This window comes from Lysinibacillus sp. 38-6, from assembly GCF_046245175.1.
In the GTDB taxonomy this organism is placed as follows: Bacteria; Bacillota; Bacilli; order Bacillales_A; family Planococcaceae; genus Lysinibacillus.
Map to the genome: position 1 here is coordinate 3,915,610 of NZ_CP176417.1, position 17,276 is coordinate 3,932,885.

General features: G+C 38.6%; 17 protein-coding genes. 13 read left to right on the forward strand and 4 right to left on the reverse strand.

Annotated elements, in window-relative coordinates; genetic code table 11:
* Positions 1-16: 16 nt before the first annotated feature.
* The 6 genes from ACKVEV_RS19805 to ACKVEV_RS19830 all read left to right on the forward strand — a co-directional run bounded on the left by ACKVEV_RS19805 (position 17) and on the right by ACKVEV_RS19830 (position 3,664).
* Entirely contained in the window at positions 17-850 is an 834-nt protein-coding gene (locus ACKVEV_RS19805; RefSeq protein ID WP_409367914.1) for a flagellar hook-basal body protein, read from the forward strand.
* A 24-nt stretch (positions 851-874) separates the two neighbouring features.
* Positions 875-1,714, forward strand: a complete 840-nt coding sequence (locus tag ACKVEV_RS19810; protein ID WP_409367915.1) for a flagellar hook-basal body protein — start codon at positions 875-877, stop codon at positions 1,712-1,714.
* Between the two features lie 38 nt (positions 1,715-1,752).
* Positions 1,753-2,037: a DNA-directed RNA polymerase subunit beta gene (locus ACKVEV_RS19815; protein WP_409367916.1), complete on the forward strand. Its 285-nt coding sequence runs from the start codon at positions 1,753-1,755 to the stop codon at positions 2,035-2,037.
* A 133-nt stretch (positions 2,038-2,170) separates the two neighbouring features.
* The gene (gene fabZ / locus ACKVEV_RS19820) at positions 2,171-2,614 is read left to right on the forward strand and encodes a 3-hydroxyacyl-ACP dehydratase FabZ (RefSeq protein ID WP_409367917.1); all 444 of its coding nucleotides are present in this window, start codon (positions 2,171-2,173) and stop codon (positions 2,612-2,614) included.
* A gap of 156 nt (positions 2,615-2,770) precedes the next feature.
* Complete coding sequence (locus ACKVEV_RS19825) at positions 2,771-3,154, forward strand: hypothetical protein (protein ID WP_409367918.1); 384 nt, start codon at positions 2,771-2,773, stop codon at positions 3,152-3,154.
* A gap of 114 nt (positions 3,155-3,268) precedes the next feature.
* A complete protein-coding gene (locus ACKVEV_RS19830; protein ID WP_409367919.1) occupies positions 3,269-3,664 on the forward strand; it encodes a hypothetical protein in 396 nt (131 codons plus the stop codon).
* A 288-nt stretch (positions 3,665-3,952) separates the two neighbouring features.
* Here ACKVEV_RS19830 and ACKVEV_RS19835 read toward each other — a convergent pair whose 3' ends face one another.
* Entirely contained in the window at positions 3,953-4,924 is a 972-nt protein-coding gene (locus tag ACKVEV_RS19835; RefSeq protein WP_409367920.1) for an NERD domain-containing protein, read from the reverse strand.
* 96 nt (positions 4,925-5,020) lie between these two features.
* Entirely contained in the window at positions 5,021-5,446 is a 426-nt protein-coding gene (locus tag ACKVEV_RS19840; protein WP_409367921.1) for a YwpF family protein, read from the reverse strand.
* Positions 5,447-5,748: 302 nt separating this feature from the next.
* Between ACKVEV_RS19840 and ACKVEV_RS19845 the strand changes: the two genes are divergently transcribed.
* On the forward strand, positions 5,749-6,171 hold the full coding sequence (locus tag ACKVEV_RS19845; protein ID WP_409367922.1) for a single-stranded DNA-binding protein: 423 nt from the start codon (positions 5,749-5,751) through the stop codon (positions 6,169-6,171).
* A gap of 264 nt (positions 6,172-6,435) precedes the next feature.
* Here the strand turns inward: ACKVEV_RS19845 and ACKVEV_RS19850 are convergent, their stop codons facing one another.
* Both ACKVEV_RS19850 and ACKVEV_RS19855 read right to left on the reverse strand, forming a co-directional pair.
* The gene (locus tag ACKVEV_RS19850) at positions 6,436-9,207 is read right to left on the reverse strand and encodes a DEAD/DEAH box helicase (RefSeq protein WP_409367923.1); all 2,772 of its coding nucleotides are present in this window, start codon (positions 9,205-9,207) and stop codon (positions 6,436-6,438) included.
* Complete coding sequence (locus ACKVEV_RS19855; protein WP_409367924.1) at positions 9,204-10,778, reverse strand: hypothetical protein; 1,575 nt, start codon at positions 10,776-10,778, stop codon at positions 9,204-9,206. Before ACKVEV_RS19855 ends, ACKVEV_RS19850 begins: the two co-directional genes overlap by 4 nt.
* 229 nt (positions 10,779-11,007) lie before the next feature.
* Between ACKVEV_RS19855 and ACKVEV_RS19860 the strand changes: the two genes are divergently transcribed.
* From ACKVEV_RS19860 to ACKVEV_RS19885, 6 genes are all read left to right on the forward strand, one after another.
* Positions 11,008-11,481 carry a transcriptional regulator gene (locus tag ACKVEV_RS19860; RefSeq protein ID WP_409367925.1) on the forward strand — a complete coding sequence of 158 codons (474 nt, stop codon included), beginning with the start codon at positions 11,008-11,010 and terminating at the stop codon, positions 11,479-11,481.
* 155 nt (positions 11,482-11,636) lie between these two features.
* A complete protein-coding gene (locus ACKVEV_RS19865; protein ID WP_409367926.1) occupies positions 11,637-12,479 on the forward strand; it encodes a flagellin in 843 nt (280 codons plus the stop codon).
* Between the two features lie 490 nt (positions 12,480-12,969).
* The gene (locus tag ACKVEV_RS19870; protein ID WP_409367928.1) at positions 12,970-13,617 is read left to right on the forward strand and encodes a PBECR4 domain-containing protein; all 648 of its coding nucleotides are present in this window, start codon (positions 12,970-12,972) and stop codon (positions 13,615-13,617) included.
* Positions 13,618-13,810: 193 nt separating this feature from the next.
* Positions 13,811-14,836 (forward strand): nuclease-related domain-containing protein, encoded by a 1,026-nt coding sequence (locus ACKVEV_RS19875; RefSeq protein ID WP_409367929.1) that lies wholly within the window; start codon positions 13,811-13,813, stop codon positions 14,834-14,836.
* Between the two features lie 239 nt (positions 14,837-15,075).
* Complete coding sequence (locus ACKVEV_RS19880; RefSeq protein ID WP_409367930.1) at positions 15,076-16,347, forward strand: nucleotide sugar dehydrogenase; 1,272 nt, start codon at positions 15,076-15,078, stop codon at positions 16,345-16,347.
* Entirely contained in the window at positions 16,344-17,060 is a 717-nt protein-coding gene (locus ACKVEV_RS19885; RefSeq protein WP_024362931.1) for a WecB/TagA/CpsF family glycosyltransferase, read from the forward strand. Before ACKVEV_RS19880 ends, ACKVEV_RS19885 begins: the two co-directional genes overlap by 4 nt.
* Positions 17,061-17,276 lie beyond the last annotated feature (216 nt).

Sequence of the window (17,276 nt, forward strand, 5' to 3'; positions counted from 1 at the left end):
CAATGAGGTGATTCCTTTGTTTAAAGGATTTTATACAGTAGCATCAGGTATGATTGCACAACAAAGACGAACAGAACTACTGACAAACAACTTATCCAATGCCAATACGCCTGGATTTAAGGCAGATCAGTCTACAATCCGTTCATTTCCAGATATGCTAATGTCCAGCGTAGGTAAAACAAATGCGCCTGCCAATCAGCAATCGGGCTCACAGTATATGAGTCAAGTTGGTGCATTAAATACCGGAATTTATATGCAAGAAACATTACCAAATTACATACAAGGTCAAATCTATAGCACAGATTTAACGACAGATATGGCCCTAATTGATGGATACTTACCCCAAAATGAAGATGGTGTCACGGGTTCAATTTTCTTCCGTTTAGCACATCCAGATGGCGGAGAGGCGTATACGCGTAACGGGAATTTTACATTAGATGGTCAAGGTTATTTAGTCAATGCACAAGGTCTTTATGTGTTATCTGACACAGGGCAACGCATCCAACTACCAAATGATGATTTCCGTGTGGATCAGGACGGTGCTATTTTTGTTAATAACCAGCAAGTAGCGCGTGTAGGTGTATCGTTTGCTGCCAATCCGAACATGCTAGTTAAACAAGATAATGGCTTACTTCGTACAGAAAATGGCGATGCGCTACCTACCGCTTATGGTGCAAATGGTGTATCGTTTACATTAAGCCAAAATTATTTAGAGAACTCAAACGTTGATTCAGGTCGCACAATGACAGACTTAATGACAGCATACCGTGCATTTGAAGCAAATCAAAAAGTGTTGCAGGCTTATGATCGTAGTATGGAAAAGGCTGTTAACGAAATCGGCAAGTTATAATAAGCGAACAGGAGGCGTTTTCACATGCTACGAACAATGATTACCGCAACAAATACAATGGGGCAATTGCAAAATAAATTAGATACCATTAGTAATAACATTGCCAATAGTGGGACGCATGGCTATAAAACACAGCAAGCAACGTTTAACGAACTAATGTATCAACAATTCAATAATGATAAACAGGACCCTACTGTGCGCCAATCACCGGTCGGTATTCGTTATGGCTCTGGTGCAATGCTTGGTCAAATTCAAACGAATTATAAGCAAGGTTCATTGCAATCAACAGATCGTGACCTGGACCTAGCTTTTACAAAACCAAAGCAATATTTCAATATTTTAATGCCAGATGGTGAAAATGGAACGAAAACAGTGTATACTCGTCAAGGTGACTTTTATTTATCACCTTTAAATAATGGAACGGTAATGCTTGTTACTTCAGATGGCTACCCAGTAGCAGATGCAAATGGACAAGCTATAACATTACCTGATAACGTAAAAGGATTTGCTGTACGCGATGGAGGCTCGTTAGAAGCAACGTATCCGAATGGAGATATTATTCGTACGGATCTTGCTGTAACAGAATTCCAAAAGCCACAGCTAATGGAGCATGTTTCAGGTACATACTTAGGCTTCCCAAATAACTTAGCAGAGCTAGGCTATACACAAGCTGAAGTTGTAACAGAATTACAAGGAGCAAATCGTCAGCAAATCGGCATGCAAAGTGGTGCACTCGAATTATCGAATGTTAACTTGTCGAAGGAAATGACCGATTTAATCGAAACACAACGTGCTTATCAATTCAATGCAAGAGCTGTTACACTAGCTGACCAAATGCTAGGGCTCATTAACGGCATACGATAAGTGCATGTTTGAGTAAGAAATGAAGGGGTACAATATCTATGACAAACGATTCACGTCGACGTTCTGTGCCGACACAAGAAACCGATACGCCACCAGATGAAAAGGGACGTCGCTCAAATGGAGAGCAACGCGAGGTTCGATGGGTGCAAATACGGCTGATTCCGATTTGGTTACGTGTTGTACTTATTCTTGTTTTAATCGTTGTTGCCGCTATTTTAGGAACAATGGTCGGCTACAGTGTGATTGGTCAAGGAAAAGCAATGGATGTCTTTAAGATAGAAACATGGCAACATATATTTGACATTATGAATGGTAAAGAATAATAATATTCTTTACCATACTTTGTGTTTCACATAAAAAGGCGGATACTGTAATATACCGTAAACGTGTAAATATGGACGCCAGGTTCATATTATAAGTAGAAAGCCAATTTACATACCTAGAGGGGGAAAAGAAATGTTAACAGCAGAGCAAATTCAAGCAATCTTACCACATCGCTATCCATTTTTATTCGTAGATCGTATTGTGGAAATAGAAGAAGGCAAACGTGCAGTAGGTTTTAAAAATGTATCAATTAATGAAGATTTCTTTAATGGACATTTTCCAGGATACCCTGTTATGCCAGGCGTATTAATTGTAGAGGCATTAGCACAAGTTGGTGGCGTAGCCTTATTAAAGTCTGAGCAATACCAAGGTCGATTAGTATTTTTAACAGGCATCGATAACGCGCGCTTTAAGCGTCAAGTTGTACCTGGAGATCAGCTTCGATTAGAAGTAGAATTCACTAAATTACGTGGTTCAATGGGCAAAGGACACGGAATTGCGACAGTTGACGGCGAGCTTGTTTGTGAGGTAGATATTTTATTCGCAATAGGGCCAGAACAACCAAAACAGCCTTAATTTGCAATTATAGGCTATAAGTTATAAAATAAGCTTGTCGAATAGTGTTCTGATTGTCAAATTTTTTTGACAGCAATTAGTAGTTTAAATGCGATCGTATTGTGAATTGAAATACATGTAATTTTAGGTTTTTTAAAAAGTAGGAGGATTATATAGATGTATAAGGAATTGTCTTCAGGTGTTAAAATTAGCATTACGCGTTCGATTTCAACATCTTTTGAATCATACTTAGCAAGTATTGGTTGGGAAGAAGAGCGCTTTTCTATGGAAGACTTCATTGCTAGCTGGCAGTCTTATTTTCAGGAAAATGCCGCTTGGATCGAAAAAATCCCAGCCGATGTTTTGATGAGTACTGAATTCCATGAAGAAATGGCACAAAAAATCGATGAAGTAATTGCAAAAATTTTAAATGAAGAACCAACCGCTAAACAAGTCGAAACCATTGAAGCTTTACAAAAACAACTTGGTACCAATTATACTTATAATTGTAAAGCAGAAGCAGCATATATTGAGCAGTTGCTGAAAGAAAAACAAAAATAGTTTTTGTACTAAAAAAATCGGATAGTTCCCTCCTTTCCCGGGCACTCTATGTAGGATCACAAATGCACAAGGTGTATTTGCTGACATAGTACTCAAGAAAGGAGGTTTTTTAATATGTGGAAAATGTCATTTTTAACCATTATCCTTGCTACAGTATTCCTTGGAGGTTGTAACTGGGGTAACAATGCTGCAAATGAAACCCCAATGACTGATTTGAATAGGGACGTTCGAGAAGGTGTGAACGATGTTGAAGATGTTGTCGATCCGGATAGAAACCATGATGTTTACGATCGTAACGTGAACAACGGTACAGTAAACGATGGTACAACGAATCACGGTACTGTACGTGAAAACACTGTGATGCCTGAAGCGACAACACCTGGATCAAACGCGGACGTAAATGGCTCTAACGGCTATGACAACGTACCTAACGCAAATGGTGTAAATGGTGTTGAAAGAAACAACAACAACACAATGAATAACGACCGTAATAAGATGACTACCCCATAAATACAAAAGTGATTCCGTTAAGTCGGAATCACTTTTTTCTTTGCGCGATTATGCGAATGAAGTGATTCTACGGAAGCGGGGGTGAATCCCGCGAAGTGAAGGAGGATTCCGCGGAAGCGAAGGTTAATCCCGCGGAAGCAAGCGTGAATTCCGCGAAAGAAGAGAAGAATTCCGCGGAAGCAAGCGTGAATCCCGCGGAAGAAGGGAAAAATTCCGCGGAAGCCAGCGTGAATTCCGCGAAAGAAGCAAAACTACATACGCAGAAAGACAACTACCTCCAAAATTGCATCAAAAAAATGGTTTCATAAATTCTATTAAATTGTCAGGGAGATGGTATACACGATCTTTAGTAGTACCAGTGCTAGGGAAGTGAAATTTTCGCAACAAGCGATTGGCTGCATCGCTTGAATCAATACCAAAAAACGCACGTAATTGACTATTGGTAATCCTACGACTTACTAGCAATTGATAATCTAGCAATGCTTCTGCAAAAATTTCTGTACTTACATAGTGACAAACTACACATCTCCAGACCCCTCTATAAAAAAACATTTGTTTTTTATAATGACATTTTGGGCAAAGAACACCGTGGCGGAAGCGCGAAGAATCTATGTGAGTAAGTACTTCTTGTGGTTGATGTCGGGCTTTAATTTGTTGAACAAAATAGGTTAATTGTTCATCTGATATGACAGGTTTCGTATACTTAGTGAAAAGATGTTGGATATGACTCTGCAATCCAGAAACATGGAAAATAGGAACTGTATTAGGATGATTCGCAATGATTGCGGATGGATTAGAAAAAATGACGGCACCTTCAATGGGGAAAGAATAATTTTTAAAAAAAGTTTTAAAGAATTGCATATGACGTTGAATTTGCGTTATTGCATTAGGAAAACCTTCAACTGTTCCATCAGATTTTGTTCGAGTACATTGAAATGTAGCACCATCAAAATCCAGACGTCCGTTGATATTTTTGATTTCCACAACTAATATGAAATGCCGACAAACAAAGAGCGTATCCACTTGATGGAAGTGCTTGGCTGTATTCTCTAGCACTATATTATGCAATACAAAAAAAGTATTTGGACATATTATTTCATACCATTCACGGTCAACTCTTTGTTCTCCGGCAAAACCAGCGTAAAGTCTCCGAAATTTTTCAGTATAATAGCTTAACTCAGGATCTCCTTCGTTTAAGCGTCTAAGTAAAGCTTCAAGCCATAACAATTTTAAAGGCTTCTTACGTAAGACAAAACTCATCTGTATTCACCCCTTTTTTACACAATATTTTATCCAAAAATCACAACTTGTCCAGACAAAAAAACGATACGTCATACAACGTATCGCCCGATAAAATCAATCATTTTTCAGTTTTGGACGTTCTTTCATTCCTTTAGAGAAGCGGTCTAGCAAGTCAACTTGCGCAACACCCTCTGTAAGCAAATCTGCAAGTAATTGTTCCGCATATTTTGAACGCTTAATTTTTAAAGTTCCTTTTAAAAGCACGGAAATATGCTCGCCAATTTCTTGTACAGTATGAACAACGACGCGAAATGGCGCTGGTTCATTATCAGGAAATGAAATAACGGCCCGTACATTTACAACGGTACCATTCACTAATAACTCATCAAAAATCGGCCGATATTGCCGATCGATAAACAGTTCAAGAATCCAAGATTGATGGCTGTTTTCTTGATTAATAATAATGCCATCGACTAAAGGAAATGCTTGCATGCCATCTTTCGTGACAAGGTCAAAGGAAAGCATTTTAAATGTTTTCATTATGTATCCTCCTAAGTCGGTCATTCATTTTAGTATAACATAATCAATTACAGCTTGTTGTAGTTGAGCCGGATACTTCAATTTCTTGTGAAATATGCAAAATTTGATATTTCAAAAATGAGCTAAGCTCCTTACAGCCATCAAGATTTGACTAGGAAAAAAATCGTCACCATAAAAAATAAAACATATGGAAAAAACAATTTTGTGCTGGAATTACGCGCTAAATATTAAAAATTCAGCTTTGCCAGTGGCGAAGGTCATCTTGTAAGATAAGGGCAATTAAAAGCAAAGGAGGTGAATCCATGAACCAAGTCGGACTGGTTGGAAGATTAACAAAAGATCCGGTGTTACGGCAACTATCAAGAAATCGAGTGCAATCTCATTTTTCCCTTGCCATTAATCGCAATTACAAAAACAGTCGAGGAGAAGTGGAAACTGACTTTATTCTTTGTACAGTATGGGGAAAACTGGCAGAGCATATTGTGAAGTTTTGCGGAAAAGGCTCGCTCATTGGGATTAATGGAAGAATTCAATCAAGGTCGTTTATGAATGAAGAGAGCACTAAAATTTACATTACAGAAGTGGTGGTAGAAGATGTCCGCTTTTACAGGCTGAAGCCACCAGATAGTGACAGTAACACAATGACGCCAGCAAAATCCACCGAGCAGGAGATTCTAAAGGATTTTGTGTTACCAGAGAAAAAGATGCAATTACCAGTAGTATAACCGACTATGGCCATACATACGGAGCAAGGTAAAACATTTATTCAATCCGCCATTCTCCTATAAAATGTTAAGCTTTGCGCCGTAATGAATTTTTACATGAGAAAGGATAGATGTGGACTAAAACTAACACGAATCATTGCTGAAGACCGCACAGCAATGACCATTTCACACAACTAAATAAGAAGTAAGTAGGAAAGAAGTAAAACATTGTTCACTTATATGTTGCTAAAAGAGCGCCAAGAACGTTAAGCTCTTGGCGCACTTCTAAGATAATTTGTAATCAAGTGACATTAGATCACGAAGTTCATCATCATCCAACTCTGTTAACCACTGGCTCGACTGAATAAGTTCTTCCGATAATGCAGATTTCTGCGCCAGCATTTTATCAATTTTTTCTTCAATGGTACCGATTGTTACAAACTTATGCACTTGCACAAATTGTGTTTGCCCAATTCGATAAGCGCGGTCTGTTGCTTGATTTTCAACAGCAGGATTCCACCAACGATCGGCATGTAACACATGGTTTGCGGCTGTTAAGTTTAATCCAGTACCACCTGCTTTTAATGACAGAATGAAAATAGGGAACTCACCTGCTTGAAAAGCCTCGACTAAACGGTCACGTTGCTGTTTAGGCATCGCACCGGTTAAAAACGGTGCATCAACGTTATAAATTTCACTGAAACAATGCTGTAGTAATTGACCCATACCAATATACTGCGTAAAAATAAGACATTGCTCACCATTATCCACGATTTCCGCTGCCATGTTTACAATACGCTCTAATTTGACCGAGCGTGTTAGCATCGTTGCCGCATCCTCAAAAGGTTCTTTTAAATAAAGAGCAGGATGATTACATAATTGCTTCAATTTACTGAGCATCTTTAAGACGCGGCCTTTTTTCTGAAAGCCGGTTAGTTGCTCTAGTTGGTCAAGCGTTTCTAAAATATAGCCCTCATACAGTGATGCTTGCTCCGCAGTTAATGCGCAGTATGCATGAGATTCTTGCTTATCAGGTAAATTAAGCTGTAAATTTGGATCCCGTTTTGTACGACGAAGTAAAAACGGTTGGATTTTTGCACGTAGTTTTTGCTTATGTGACGATGATTCATCACGTTCAATAGGTAAAATAAATTCCTCGTTAAAGCGGCCAAAGCTACCTAAATAGCCTTTATGAATAAAGTCAAAAATCGCCCAAAGCTCCGATAATCGATTTTCAACAGGTGTACCTGTTAAGGCAATATGGTGGCTACCATGTAATTTACGAATCGAACGAGATTGCAGTGTTTGCATATTTTTAATATTTTGCGCTTCGTCTAACACAACCGTTGCCCAATCAATCATTTGTAAAAATTCCGTATCCTGTGACACTGTTCCATAAGTAGATAAAATGACATGCGGTTTTTCTTGTTTAACAAGCTGAATAAAGGCATCTTCCTTTGTTCGATTCGCTTGATAATGCGTATGCACAGTTAAAGAAGGGGCAAAACGTGCAAGCTCTTTTTGCCAGTTTCCAAGCACAGAAGTCGGGCAAATAATAATGGTCGGCTCTTTAGCATCCAATGTTTCATAGACATGCAGTAAATAAGAAATAAGCTGCACCGTTTTGCCAAGCCCCATATCATCGGCTAGACAAGCACCGAAACCTTGCTCACGCATAAAGACAAGCCATTCAAAACCTTCTTGCTGATAAGGACGTAAACTTGCATTCAATGATAGAGGAACTGGTACTGGTGGCAGACCTTTTTTCTCATGAAGCTGCTCCATATAAGATTTTAATGATTGTTGTAATTCAAAGGCAAACAGTGGATCGTCACGTAATGCATCATCCGCATCTTCTTCTTCCTCGAGCATCGCTAATTCTTCTGGGAGTTCACGGAATAAAAGTTCACGAACAGTCCAGCTTTCATCTTCAGCCTGTTGCATTAAAGCACGCATTTCATGCATCCAGTTTGCATCCACTCGGAACCATTCCGTACCAATACGAATGAATTCACGTTTTTCATCGACAAGCTTTTTAAATTGCTCAGCTGAAATGGACTGACCGTTCATTGAAAATTGCCATTTAAACGTTAAAATATCATCAAGTCCCGCAACTTTTTTCGTTGATACATTACCTGTGCTGACACGTACACGCATTTTGGATTGTTTTAAATCTTTTAGCCAAGCGGGAAGCACGACATCAAAACCGAGTGCCTGTAATCGTGCTAAGTCTTCCCGTAAAAATTTGCGAACTTCTAAATCATCAAGTGTTATATGAATGAAAATATCAGATTGTAAATGTTCATTTGACAGCAGTTCAACAATTTGGCTTTGCTGTTGCTCAATATCAAGGGCAAATGGCTGCCATTTTGCCGGTAAAGCATCCGCTAAAGGCAATGATTTTTTGCGTACAGCAGGTGTCCAATAAGTTTTCGTTGTAGCCGTGCTAAGCACCGTTTCCAACAGCCAAACATCTGAATCTTCCTCTGGCTCACTTAAACGTAACGATACCGTTACTGCACCAGCTTGACGATCCTTTTCTAATGGCCAGCCACCGCGTAAAAAGAATGGGAGTAACTTCGGCACATCAGACACGACTAATCCAGCATAAGCCAGTTTTTGCTGCACAGCTGTTTCAAGTAATGTCGTATCGACACCTTCAATAGAAAATGACAATGAAGAAAAATCATCTGCAATTGCCACATGCGTCCAAAGTGTAGGTTCTTGCCAGTATTGCTGTAATAACTGCACCTGTTTAATCGTGTCATTACTGTCAGCATCCACACCCTCCCAATGAATAAATGGGTGCTGGTAGAGCGGCGAAAAGATATCGAGAAGCTCTGCAGTTGAAATATCAATTGCATAATCAGTTCGATTGGTCATTAAACCATACGTATTTGCTTCATAGTTAAAAAATAACGAAGAAATCAAGGTTTCAACTTCAAGTACTGTACCACTTGCAGTAAAGCCCTGCACCGTGTAATGGTCATTGGATGCGGGTTCAATACGTAACTGCTGTCTTTTTGTAAACGGAGACGGGACATTTAATATAGTCATACTAAGTTTCCTTTCTCAATTTCTTCCTGTAATGCACGAAGTCGTTTATATTCTGCTCGGATTGTTTGCATGTATGTTTCAAAATAAGCTACTTTACCTGCTCTTTTTGCAGCACTACGCATACTTTTCCAAATCCGTACTGCTTGCTTATAGTTCATACGAGACTTTTGTGTAATCTCTGCCATTGCATAAACATGATACAAAGGTAAAACGGCTGCCGGAGCGATGTGTAGTACATCTTTAAGACCACACATTTCTAAATAAGAGAATGAGGAAAGATTTAATTGGTGTAAAGCTGCCCATTCACGATAGCGTTCTTTTCGAATAAGGAAGAACGAATAGGGCTGTAATCCGTATACACCGAATGCGCTATATAGCGTTGTTTCTTCTTCCTCAGTTAACTGAATATCATCATATAGCAACTGGAATTGTCGCACATATTGCGCGCGCTGTACGACTGGCACCGTTTCCTGTAAAAATGCTTCAGCAAAAGGAAGCATAGCTCGTAAAATAGCTGCTTGTGAATGGGACTCGCCAGCACGCTTAGCAAATGTAGCTAACTCGAATAAGTCTTGCATCTGTGGTAAGGCAATGTGTGCGATACTTTCCTGTAATAATTGCTCTTTTTGTAGCAACACATAAAATAAAAGCTTTAATGATTGCAAAGAAATTTCGGGTGAAACATTTTCAAGCGTATCAATAAGAGTAAGCTCTTTTTCACGTCTAGGCCTCTCATAAAAAAGCACTGCCCATAGCAGCATGTAAATTTGTAGTCGATTGGCGAACAGCCCTTGTCGTTCTAGTAATAAATCACGAACGATTTCTTGCAGTGAGTCATAAAATGGATCGGTTGCAAAAAGTCGAGAGCGATTTGTTAATTCCGTCAAAATACTTTCAAATGATTGTACGCTTTGATCGATAAAGTATTTCATATAAGGTGAGTCTAATGAATGACCTTGTGTATTGTTTAAATGTCGCCATATTGTGTTAAAGATGGACAGTTCAATAAAAAGTTTATAGAGTGGTTGCCATTCACGTTCAAACGGCATATGTTTTCGAAGCCGTTCCAATGCGTCGGTACGAATAGCGGAAAGTCCATAGCCTTCCAAAATGCGACCAGCTGGCAATAGCCGTTTCATGACTTCATCGACCATCAACTGCCAGCTTTCAGGGCTCCGTTCATCAGCCAATGTTTTTAATTGCACTGATTTTTGTGCGCGCCAAGCAGCTGACCAGTTTTGCACTGAATCAAAGTATTGATAGAGAGCAAGTAGTGCGCCTACCTGATGACGACACCATTTTAGTTGGGGACAGTTACAGCTTAAAGTCCCGTGAGCAAAATCAATTTCTACAGTTGCAGGTCTCACATCCTGTACGCTTGCATATAATATAGAACTTGCACCATTAAAACGTTCAAATACGATAGATTTGTTACGTACAGAAAAAACTGCACGACGCACAAGTTCCTCGTCTTCGCTAGAGGACGGATGGAGCTCCTGCTCAACTTCTTTTAATTTTGCAAGAATAAATTGTTGATGTTCCTTAGCTAGTTGCGAAATAGACAAAGCCATAACCTCACTCCTCTCAATTGCATTGGCCAATGACTTTAGCTTTAATTTAGATGATATAAAATGTCATCTTTCGTATAAAGGAAAAAAGACTGTCTTTCCATTATACGATTAAAATGCGGACATGATAAGCTGAATGATTAGAAAGAAAAAAATTGAGAAAGAAGATAGTTAACAACTAGGTTATTATGTGTTAAAATCTGAATAATCAGATAATAAGGAGGGATGAAGGATGATGCAAGTTCAATATATGAAGCCGTTTTACACGAAAATTACTGGCGATAAATTGCGTCTCGTATTTGCTTATCAATATTTCTCAATATTAAAAGAGGATGAGATTTTTCATTTCATTCCGATTGAAGGGAAAGAAATGATCATCAACTTGCACACACAACAAATCGAAAATTTATCTGAGGTATTTGTGTTCCAAAAAGGAAATCGTTTTATTCGATTACCACTATATCAACTGTTACTAATTACGAATGTCCATGAACATTTAACACCTATTCTTGAAAGCGCTACACCAAAGCCACAGTTACCCCTTGTCTCTTCTGCAACTGTTGGTGAAATTGATCAGCTTATAACTGAAATTGAGAAAAAGAATATCGATTACTTAATTGACCAGGCATTAACCGATTACAATGAAGCGCTCTTCTATGAGCTACTACATCAAAAGAGCACACAATTCGGAGGTTTCGAAAATTGAATACTAGGTACAGCCAATGAGCACCCACTTTTCAAGAAGAAGAAGCGGGTGCTTTCATTATAATTTCAATTATTTGGGTTTGTTTCCAAATTCACTTGAAAGGCTTTGACTCATACCGATATAAATAAAAATACTTGTAGCAAGGGGGTGGGGAGATGCTAGGTAAGTGGTCTGCCACTGGGATGTCGATATTAAGTAATATGAATAAGCATTATAATGCAATGAGCAAGTCGATGTTACGCATTTCTTCCGGCTATCGTATTAATAGTGCTGCGGATGATCCGGCGGGACTCGCAATTTCCGAAAAGATGCGCGCACAAATTCGCGGTTTGAATATGGCAGCGAAAAATATACAGGATGGAATATCCATGGTGCAAACAGCAGAAGGTGCATTGAATGAAACGCATGCCCTTATTCAAAGAATGCGAGAGTTAGCAGTCCAAGCATCCAACGATACACTAACCGATAGTGACCGTGAACAACTTGATAAGGAATTTCAAGAGCTGAAAAAAGAAATTCAACGTCTTTCAAAAGATACCGAATTTAATACAAAGACTTTATTAAACGGTGATTATGCAACAAATGGCCTTAAAATCCAAGCGGGTGCTAATGCCGGTCAAAGCATTGAGCTATTCATAAATGATATGGGAGCCGGGGCGCTTGGTTTGGACGACACCACTTCAATTGCCACACGGGACGATGCCAACAAGGCCATCTCAACAATGGACGAAGCACTAAAGCGCGTATCATCAGAGCGTTCCCGTCTCGGTGCCTATCAAAATCGACTAGAGCACGCTTACAATGCAACCGTGAATACAGCCGAAAACTTAACCGCCGCAGAGTCGCGAATTCGCGATGCCGACATTGCCAAAGAAATGATGGACATGGTGAAGTCACAAATACTCCTGCAAGCAGGCCAATACGTACTATCACTGCACATGCAACAAGCCCAATCTATTTTAAAATTACTAGAAAGCGGAAGGAATCCCCGATATTAAGGGAGATTCCTTTTTTGTTGGATTAAGGTTGAGCTGAGAGAATTGCTTTAGGCGAGTACTGTTTATTTCAATGTGAATGTATCAAACCTTATTGTCACCAACAACTAACTTTTAAGATATCAATATTTATTGACCCATATTATTAAAAAGTAGTAAAATTAGTACGTAAGTAGTAAAGGGACTGTTTTAAAAAAGTCATTCGAGTTACAACTCTCGAATTCTCCCCGTCGGAGAGCTAAAACATGAGACGTGACCAAAAAGTTGTATAGTAATATATTTTAATTAACGGATAATTTCCTAGATATTTGAATAGGCTAGAAGGGACTTCTTAAAAAAGTCATTCGGGTTGCAACTCTCGAATTCTCCCCGTCGGAGAGCTAAAATATGAGACGTGATTTAAAGTTGCAGTATATTAAAGAAGAAAGCCCTGATTAATTATAATCAGGGCTTTCTTTTGTATATATCAAATTAACTATTTAGGGGATAAACAATGATCTCATCAATTAAAGATCTGTACGATTTAGAAAATAACCCAAAAATTAATGACCTTTCGTTGATTTTATTGGCGGAGTTTTATAAAGAATACCTGAATCGTTATTGTTTTCAATATAGAATTACAGATCAAACAGGTGAAGATAAAAAAGAATATACAATTGATTTAAGGTTTGATCTTGAGAACTTTTGCCATTTATTGGGCGTTGAGAAAACCGTTAAACATGTTAAAAATGACGTCGAAATTTTGCAATATAAAGGCAAAATGGGATGGGACAACATTGAGAATAGTAAAATTACCTTGGCTTCCCTACGTAAATCAACAACCAAAGGTAACTTTAATAAAAATAAAGATAAATATGTATTTTTTTATAAGCTACCTAAATTAGCAGAAGCACCAAAAGCTGTATTGTTTAATAAAGAGAAAGTTTTAGGTAATCCAACAAATATTGATTGTGAATTCCTGTTTTATGACCAATACCACAATGCAACTATTCATTTGGGAATAGTGTATGATGAAGAATTATCCTATTATGTACCAAAAACTTTTTTTGTAGAGCGAATAACAGCAAGCAAAGATGGATTACGTTTTATTGGAAATCAGCAAGTAATTACTGTTAGAAAGATAGACAAAACTGCATTGTAAAATAGGGAGCATATCATCAAAGTACAATTTTTGAGATTTTTGTTATTGCTGATGGACCCATGCAAATCTCGGTTATACCTGTTGATATATCAAGTTTAGTAAGCGTTAACCACGTCAAATTTTTATTTTCAATCAAGCTATTTTTTCATGACTTTTTAGCTGTTATAGTAAAAAGAAAAGGAGTGAAAAGTTATTGATTGTTAAAGCATTTGCACCATCACAACTGACATTAGGATTGCAAGCACTTGTTCGTCGATTGCTTCCTTCACATCCGCAGTTTCCTTCACTACAACAGGAACTCAAAAATAAAGAAGCGGGCGATTTTGCAGAACAGTATGTTTTGCATGAGCTAGAAAAATTACCACAACTAAGTGACTGTTATATTTTCCACAATGTGATACTCCCTACGATATTCCCCATGCAAATCGACATTTTAGTAGTGACAGCAAGCGGCATCATCATTTTAGAAATTAAAAACATCCGAGGAACTGTCCATTTTAAAGAAGACCCACGTCAATTAATACGAACTTCCGATACAGGACAAGTCCAAGCTTTTACACATCCTGAAATTCAGCTGGAGCAGTATATCCAAGCAATGCAACATTTTCTTAGCGAGCATAATATAGTGACACCGATTTACGGGGCTATTGTCTTTCCTTTTAACAACGTAGAAATTCATCGCGAAGGTAGAGGGCTGCCGATACTCATGGGCAGAGAACTCCCGATGTTTGTGCATAAGGTTATAGCGAAGAATAGGGGGATAGCTACGAACGACATAACAAACATTATTTTGTCACAATTACAACACAGAAAGCCATTTCCTCTTTGCCGCTATTATCAGCTTGAGGTCAGTGCTTTACAAAAAGGCGTCTATTGCGAAAACTGTCATCACTTCGGTATGGAAAAGATGAAAAGAACGTGGCTCTGCCGCAGATGCCAGCATCAATGTATGGATGCACATGTACAAGCTCTAAAAGATTATTACATGCTCGTTGGCGATACGATCACGAACAGGGAATGTCGGGCGTTTTTGAAAATTGAATGCAAACATGTTACAAAAAGATTATTGAAAAATACTTTACGAACAAATAGCAATGCAGGCAAACTTACGAAGTACAATTTGTCGGGTTTATTTGAAACGCCATTATATAGGGGGCAATCGCCACAAAACGCGAGAAAATCGCCACTAAATGTTACTGAATCGCCATTAAACGAATAGAAAACGCCATTAAAACCCAAACAATCGCCATTAAAACCAACCCAAAACCATCACCAAAACCCTACGATAAACCCGACAATCTGTGTATCGTTCACTGAAAATACTGTAAAATAACAAATTAATTCACACTTTCCCTTGAAAGATGTATACTATAATGCAGAACAAAAATGCGAAAATGCATGTATTACCCTGATAAAAAAATTTACTACTCGTTTTTGAAACGGAAGGAAGAATAGAGAATGACGAAATCAATTTGTGTCGTTGGACTTGGCTATATCGGATTACCAACGGCTGTAATGTTTGCCAACCACGGCATAAAAGTACATGGGGTGGACGTAAACCCAGCAGCAGTAAAAAGTATTCAAGAGAAAAAACTTCATATTGAAGAGAACGGTTTACAAGAACGCCTAAATAAAGCAGTGGACGAAGGATTTTTAACAGCGTCAACAACACCACAAGAAGCGGATGTTTTCATTGTGGCTGTGCCATCGCCAATCAATCCTGACAATACAGCGAATTTAGAATATGTACGTCAAGCAACGGCATCGATTGTGCCTTATGTAAAAAAAGGAAATTTAGTAATTCTTGAATCGACAGTACCACCGAAAACAGTAGAACACGTAATGCTACCTGAGCTTATCAAAGCAAACCTTGAGTTCGGCGTTGATTTATTTGTAGCCCATTCACCAGAGCGCGTTATTCCTGGTCGTATTTTTGAAGAACTAGTGAACAACGATCGTATCGTTGGTGGGATTGATGAAAAATCTTCGCAAATGACAAAAGAGCTTTACCAAATATTTGTGAACGGTACAATCCACTTAACAGATGCAACAACAGCGGAATTAGTAAAAGTAATGGAAAACACATACCGTGATGTCAACATTGCGTTTGCCAATGAGCTAGCAAAAATGGCTGAAAAACTAGACGTCAACATTTGGGAAGCCATTAAATTTGCGAACTACCACCCACGTGTCAATGTTCACTTCCCAGGTCCGGGTGTAGGTGGACACTGTATCGCAGTTGACCCATGGTTCCTAGTTGAGCTAGGTGGCGAGCAAGCACAAATTATTCATATGTCACGTAATACAAATGACAGCATGCCAAGCTACACAGCACAAAAAACACAAGCTATTTTAAATGAAAACAAAATCGCAGGTGGCAAAGTAGCAGTGCTTGGACTAGCCTTCAAAGGCAATGTTGATGATATGCGTGAAAGCCCATCAACAATCGTGATCGATGAGCTACAAAACCTTGGCTTAGAAGTTATTTCTTACGATCCACACATTAAAGAAAACAAACATGCAACACAAACGCAAAGCTTAGAAGAAGCAACGAAAGACGCAGATATCATCGTTGTATTAACAGATCACAACGAATTCAAAGCATACGATGCGAAAGAAATCACAGTGAAAAACAAAATCGTCTTCGATACGAAAAACTGCTTAAACCGTGAAAAATGGCTAGAAGCTGGCTTCCAGTTCCACTTACTAGGGGATGCGAAAAACCGATGAAAGAAACAGTACTTGGCATTAACGTCAATACGGAAGGCTACGATGAATTAATGGATATGGCATTCGAGCGCATTGAAAAGAAACAAAAAGCGCTCGTTGTGGCCATCAACCCTGAAAAAATTATCAAAGCAAAAGAAGACCCAGCACTAAAGAAGCTTTTAAATGAAGCAGAATTTCAAATTCCAGATGGTATTGGCGTTATTCTTGCTTCGAAAATTCAAAAAGGGCAAATTCGTGAACGTGTTACAGGCGTCGATATGATGATGAAGCTTTGTGAAGAAGCGGCAAAACGAGGCAAGCCGATTTTCCTTTATGGGGGCAAGCCTGGTGTAGCGGATGCAGCACAAGCAAAGCTAAAATCACTATTTCCTTCTATTAAAATAGTCGGTACACAGGACGGCTATGAAAAAGACGAACAGAAGGTCATTGATCGTATTAACGAAGCCCAACCGGATTTACTATTTGTCGCAATGGGCAGTCCAAAACAAGAAAATTGGATTAACGCCAATCGTGATCGACTACACCCAACAATTTATCAAGGTGTCGGCGGCTCATTCGATGTGCTGGCAGGTACAGTCAAGCGTGCACCAGAAATTTTCCAAAAGTTTGGTCTTGAATGGTTTTACCGATTAATGAAAGAACCTAAGCGTATCAAGCGCCAAATCGCACTTCCACTTTTCTTATTGGAAGTGGCAAGGCAAAAACGTCAATAATTTTTAAAAAATGGTATTGTCGTTTACAATTGAAAGTGTTAGACTGTAGGTGTATAGGAATTTCCTCTATGAAATAATAGAATTCCCTGCAAGGAAACAACGGTTGGTAGCCCAAGCGAAAAAAGCTCAAGCATTTAAATGCTTGAGCTTTTTTCGTATGTTCATTTAACTTAATTATCCATTATTTTATAGGATTCTAGAAAATATCAACAATTA